Source organism: Nocardia ninae NBRC 108245 (assembly GCF_007990755.1).
In the GTDB taxonomy this organism is placed as follows: Bacteria; Actinomycetota; Actinomycetes; order Mycobacteriales; family Mycobacteriaceae; genus Nocardia; species Nocardia ninae.
In genome coordinates this window covers 1-5786 of record NZ_BJXA01000157.1, presented here as the reverse complement: position 1 = coordinate 5786, position 5786 = coordinate 1, and the positions used below count along the sequence as shown (strand labels likewise).

Annotated in this window: 6 protein-coding genes and 1 pseudogene; 2 read left to right on the top strand and 5 right to left on the bottom strand. The window is 67.9% G+C overall.

Features of this window, described 5'->3' with window-relative positions; translation table 11 throughout:
* The 5 genes and pseudogenes from NN4_RS46510 to NN4_RS44110 all read right to left on the bottom strand — a co-directional run.
* Nucleotides 1-171, bottom strand: a pseudogene (locus tag NN4_RS46510) (tobH protein); the annotation flags it as partial.
* A gap of 118 nt (nucleotides 172-289) precedes the next feature.
* Complete coding sequence (locus NN4_RS44125) at nucleotides 290-1666, bottom strand: phosphomannomutase/phosphoglucomutase (RefSeq protein ID WP_147144340.1); 1377 nt, start codon at nucleotides 1664-1666, stop codon at nucleotides 290-292.
* Nucleotides 1667-1873: 207 nt separating this feature from the next.
* Nucleotides 1874-2254 (bottom strand): DUF3499 domain-containing protein, encoded by a 381-nt coding sequence (locus tag NN4_RS44120; RefSeq protein ID WP_107660884.1) that lies wholly within the window; start codon nucleotides 2252-2254, stop codon nucleotides 1874-1876.
* A gap of 240 nt (nucleotides 2255-2494) precedes the next feature.
* Nucleotides 2495-2974, bottom strand: a complete 480-nt coding sequence (locus NN4_RS44115) for a metallopeptidase family protein (protein WP_167768837.1) — start codon at nucleotides 2972-2974, stop codon at nucleotides 2495-2497.
* A 177-nt stretch (nucleotides 2975-3151) separates the two neighbouring features.
* A complete protein-coding gene (locus NN4_RS44110) occupies nucleotides 3152-3385 on the bottom strand; it encodes a WhiB family transcriptional regulator (protein WP_029901515.1) in 234 nt (77 codons plus the stop codon).
* Between the two features lie 522 nt (nucleotides 3386-3907).
* Between NN4_RS44110 and cofD the strand changes: the two genes are divergently transcribed.
* Complete coding sequence (gene cofD, locus NN4_RS44105) at nucleotides 3908-4972, top strand: 2-phospho-L-lactate transferase (RefSeq protein ID WP_371865860.1); 1065 nt, start codon at nucleotides 3908-3910, stop codon at nucleotides 4970-4972.
* A 14-nt stretch (nucleotides 4973-4986) separates the two neighbouring features.
* On the top strand, nucleotides 4987-5786 hold an 800-nt coding region (locus NN4_RS44100; protein ID WP_246181445.1), incomplete at its 3' end, for a coenzyme F420-0:L-glutamate ligase.

Below are 5786 nucleotides of genomic sequence, written 5' to 3'. Positions count from 1 at the left end.
GCTGCGTGGGCGCAGACCGGACAGGCGCGCGAGCGCGTCCTCACCGACTGCCGCCGCGGTGGCCCGGACCTGAGCGCCGCCGGAGGCGGCCGAGCGCAGGGCGCCGCCGGTATCGGCCGCCTCCAGCGAAGCGGCATCATCGAGGTCGAGCACCGGTGTTCCAGCGATCATCGGGCGTCCCACCTCCCCTCATCGCGCTGAGTCGTTATCGCCTTCGCTCGCACCCGGGTCAGCTGCCACGCCGGGCCCGAGTCGGGCGAATTCAAGGCCTGTGATTCCACTATTCCAGTCAGGACCGGACGATGCTCAGGATCTCTGTTACGAGTGCGTCTACATCTTCGGTTGATCGGGCCTCGACGTTGAGCCGAAGCAGCGGTTCGGTGTTCGACGCGCGCAGGTTGAACCAGGCGTCGTCGGCCAATTGCACGGTCACGCCGTCCAGCCTATCCACCGAGATCGTCCGATCCGCGAAGGCCTCCACCACGGCCAGCGTCCGCTCCTGCGCGTCCGGCACGGTGGAGTTGATCTCGCCGGAGGCCGCATACGTTTCGTAGGCCGACATCAGCTCCGAGACCGGCCGATCTTTCTCGCCGAGGGCGGCGAGCACGTGCAGCGCGGCGAGCATGCCGGAGTCGGCGCCCCAGAAGTCACGGAAGTAGTAGTGCGCGGAGTGTTCGCCGCCGAAGACCGCACCGGTCGAGGCCATCTGCTGCTTGATGAACGAGTGGCCGACCCGGGTGCGCACCGGGGTGCCGCCGAGCGCGGTGACGAGCTCGGGCACCGCATGCGAGGTGATCAGGTTGTGGATGATGACCGCGCCGGGCTCCTTGATGAGCTCGCGCTCGGCGACCAGCGCGGTGATGGTGGACGGCGACACCGGGTCGCCCTTCTCGTCCACCACGAAGCAGCGGTCGGCGTCGCCGTCGAAGGCGAGACCGATGTCGGCGCCCGACTTGACCACCAGGTCCTGCAGGTCCACCAGGTTCTTGGGATCGAGCGGGTTCGCCTCGTGGTTGGGGAAGGAACCGTCGAGCTCGAAGTACAGCGGAACGATGGTCACCTGCGGCAGCGCGTCGAACACGGCGGGCACGGTGTGGCCACCCATGCCGTTGCCCGCGTCCACCGCGATGGTGAGCGGGCGCATCTCGCCGAGATCGACCAGGTCGCGCAGGAATGCCGCGTAGTCGGCGAGCAGGTCGGTTCTGGTCTCGGTGCCGCGCGGCCCGTCGTAGCCGGGCACGCCCTCGGCGACCTCGGTCTTGATGGTGGACAGGCCCGTGTCCTGGCCCACCGGAATGGCTTTCGCGCGGCACATCTTGATGCCGTTGTAGCGCGCCGGATTGTGGCTCGCGGTGAACATGGCACCAGGGCAGTCCAGGCTGCCGGAGGCGAAGTAGAGCTGATCGGTGGACGCGAGCCCGATGTGCACCACGTCGAGGCCCTGGGCCAGCACGCCGTCGGCGAAAGCTGCCGACAGACCGGGGGAGGACTCGCGCATGTCGTGTCCGATGACGGCCCGCGTCGCGCCTTCGGCACGCATCAGCCTGGCGAACGATGCGCCGATGTCCCTGACGAATTCGGCGTCGATCTGTTCACCGACCACACCGCGAACGTCGTAAGCCTTGATCACCGCGTTTACGAATTCGGCAGAGCGGGCGACTGTCATGCCCACCACCCTAGGGGATGGCGGTCGGCGGAGCTGACGGGGTGGCTCGAGCGCCCGGGATGGCAGTCGGCGACGGTTGCGCACGGCGGAAGGCGGGCGGCGAAGCCGACGGGAAGGGTTGAACACAGGAGCTGGCAGACAGCGGAGCTGACGGGGCGGGTCGAGCACACCGGCTGCGCGGCAAGGGAAGACCCGGGCCGGATTTGTTCAGGACGGCGGGTCGGGGAGCACCCGCAGATGTCCGCGGCGCCCGGTGCGGGTGGTGCGCTGCGGCGGCGGGGCGTAGTCGCGGTAGCCGCGCTGTTCCTGTTCCGGCGGGCGGCGGCGTAGTCCGGCCTCGCGGACCGCTTCGGCGAGCGCGGTCAGATCGTCGTCATCCGGTGTGCTGGAGGAGAACCCGCCTTCGTGGCGGACCATTTCCCAGCCCTTCGGGGCGGTGATGCGGGAGCCGTGCGTTTCGCAGAGATCCCAGGAGTGTGGTTCGGCGACGGTCGCGAGGGGTCCGACTACGGCGGTCGAGTCCGAGTACACATAGGTGAGCGTCGCGACGGCCGGATTCTTGCAACCTGGACGGCAGCAACGACGCATGGGGATCACGCCGATGAGAGTAACCCTCCTGGCGGTCCGATGTGGATAGACACGCTCATGATTCGGGCAAAAACTCCCGCCACGCGGCGGCTGCCGCAGGCGGGCGCGGGGCGTCGGGCCGGGGACGGCCCGAGCCCGTGTCGGTGCGCGGTCTGCGGGCCGCGCACGCGGTGTCGGTAATCAGTTATCGCCGCTCGCAACAACATTCGTTACCGAGACGGCGTCGGCTCGGTGTGACTGCTACTCGGGTTCCGGATCGATGATGTCCGGATCGACGCCGAGGTAGGTGGCGATCTGCTGGACCAGCACCTCGCGCAGCAGGTCGACCAGGTCGTCTGGGTCGCTGGCGCGCAGCTCGAGCGGTTTGCGGAACAGCACCACCCTGGCGCGGGTCGCGGTGCCGTGCCGGTCGACGCCTGCCGGGATGAGCCGGGACAGCGGCACCGGTCCGTCGGCGACCACCTCGTCCGGCCAGGTGACCGAATCAGGGTGCAGCGGACGGATTTTCGGCACGTCGTCGACCGCGATATCGAGTTTGGTGAGCCGGTCGTGCCAGCGGGTGTCCAGCGGTGCGAACGCCTCGAGCACCAGCCGATCGAACTTCTGTCCCCGGGTGCGCCAGGCAGGCACCGTGGGCGGCAACATCGGCCCACGTACCCCGCGACCACGGCGGATCACCGACCGGGCGGTCGGCGGACGACGATTACGGGAACGTGCCATGGGTAAAACCTAGCCAGCCCGCACCCGGCCCGTGCATCCAGTGCTACTTCGGCCGGTCGGCGGGCGTGCCGCCGGGGCTCGGGCGTACCCCCGGAGCTACCCGTATGTTCGCGAGAACCGTTGTCGCCGTAGCGAGTTGTCGCGCGTGCGGATAACTCGGGGGTCAACCCAAGTCGGCTAGCCGATGCCGCGCTTCAGGCGGCGGCGCTCCCGTTCGGAGAGGCCACCCCAGATGCCGAAGCGTTCATCGTGGGCGAGTGCGTATTCCAGGCACTCGTCGCGTACTTCGCAGCCCATGCAGATCCGTTTCGCCTCGCGAGTCGAGCCGCCCTTCTCAGGGAAGAACGCCTCCGGATCGGTCTGTGCGCACAGGGCACGCTCCTGCCACTGCTCTTCGATGGATTCGAACATCTCGTCGAAGCCCGTGACGACCAGGCTGAGCCGGGGCGCCGAGACTTCGTCGCCCGAGCCGAGCACGGTCGCCGAGACTTCGTCACCCCCCTCGCGATCCTTCCAGCCGTTGTCTGCGCAGACGCCACGTGCTGCGCCTGCTGTGGAATCGGTCGGCGAGACCATCTCATTGGCCATCGCTCCGCCTCCTCACTGTGTGTTAGCGCAGAATGATTCGTTCCGTCGGACCAACACGCATACCGACGGCCATACCCCGCGACGTTGTCCCGCGGACGTCCCCGAGCTCGTCATCTCGATGCGAACATCTGTTCGAAAAGCCGTTCGCGCCTTGCACTCTCGCGCGAACCCGAAATGACATGACTGTGATTAGACACGCCGGACGTGTCGATGGTCAAGCGGCCGTCGCTATTCCGTTACTATCCGCGAACGCTTTCGAAGATGATCTTGAGTCGGAGTAGGGCAAATGACCAGCAACTATAGCCCGAACATCGCCCGGTCCGACAGCGCATAGGCTGTGCGGATGTGACTTCCCTTCAAGCGGACAGCGACTCCCTCGGCGGCCCGAGGATTGCCGTACTGGTCGGGGGTGTCGGCGGCGCCCGCTTCCTCCAGGGCGTCCGGGAACTGCTGCCCGATGCCGATGTCTCCGCGATCGTGAACGTCGGCGACGACGTCTGGATGCATGGCCTCCGAATCTGTCCTGACCTCGATACCTGCATGTACACCCTCGGCGGCGGCATTGATACCGAGCGCGGCTGGGGCAGGCTCGACGAGACCTGGCACGCCAAGGAAGAGCTGGCGAAGTATCACGCGCAGCCGGACTGGTTCGGGCTGGGCGATCGCGACCTCGCCACGCATCTGGTGCGCAGCGAGATGCTGCGCGCCGGGTACCCGCTCTCCGCGGTCACCGAGGCCCTCTGCAACAGGTGGCAGCCGGGCGTGAAATTGATCCCGGCAACCGACGATCGTTGTGAAACGCATGTGGTTGTGACCGACCCGGACGACCCTGGCGAACGTCGCGCGATCCATTTTCAAGAGTGGTGGGTTCGCTATCGCGCGAACATCCAGACCCATGGATTCGCCACAATTGGGGCCGAGGACGCCAAACCAGCCCCGAATGTGATCGAGATCATAGAGTCCGCGGATGTGGTCTTGCTCGCTCCGTCGAACCCCGTGGTGAGCATCGGCGCCATCTTGGCGGTGCCTGGCATCCGCGGCGCGCTGCGCACAACTGCGGCCAAAGTTATTGGTATATCCGGTGTGATCGACGGCAAACCTCTGCGCGGCATGGCCGACGAGTGTCTGTCGGTGATCGGGGTCGAGACGACCGCCGAGGCGATCGGCCGTTACTACGGCGCCCGCTCGGCCACCGGCATCCTGGACGGCTGGCTGATCCACACCACCGACACCGCCGACGTGCCCGGCGTGGAAGTGCGCAGCGTCCCGCTGCTGATGACCGATCCGCCGACCACCGCCGAGATGGTGCGGGAGGCTCTGGACCTTGCGGGGGTGAGCGAGCGGAGCGAGCGAGCCATAAGCACAGCGCCGCGCAAGGCGGAAGCGAGCGTCAGCGAGCTGAAGCCTTGAGCGAGGATGAGTATGTGAATGACCATGCCGCAGGGGAACTGCGCATCCTGCCGATCACCGGTCTGCCGGAGTTCCGGCCCGGTGACGATCTCGCGGCGCACATCGCGGAACGCGCGCCCTGGCTGACCGACGGTGACGTGCTCGTGGTGACGAGCAAGATCGTCGCCAAGGTCGAAGGCCGCCTCGTCGACGTGCCGCTGGATCCAGAGGAACGCGACGCCGCGCGGCGCGCCCTGGTCGAGCAGGAGGCGGTGCGGGTGCTCGCGCGCAAGGGCCGCACCCTGATCACCGAGAACAAGCTCGGCATCGTGCAGGCCGCGTCCGGCATCGACGGCTCCAATGTCGAACAGGGCGAACTGGTTCTGCTGCCCGCCGATCCCGACGCGAGCGCCAAGGCCTTGCGTTCGGCGCTCGCCGAGCGGCTCGGCGTGCAGGTCGCCGTGGTCGTCACCGACACCATGGGCCGAGCCTGGCGCAACGGGCAGACCGACGCGGCTATCGGCGCCGCCGGCCTGCGAGTGCTGCACGACTATGCCGGTGCCGTCGACGGACAGGGCAACGAGTTGCACGTCACCCAGGTGGCGATCGCGGACGAGCTGGCCGCCGCGGCGGATCTGGTGAAGGGCAAGCTCGGCGGCGTGCCGGTCGCGGTGGTGCGCGGGCTGCCGGTCACCGACGACGGGTCCAGCGCCGCCGATCTGTTGCGCGGCGGCACCGACGACCTGTTCTGGCTCGGCACCGCCGAGGCGATCGAGCAGGGGCGCCGCGAGGCGGTGCTGCTGCGCCGCTCGATCCGGCAGTTCGCCGACGCACC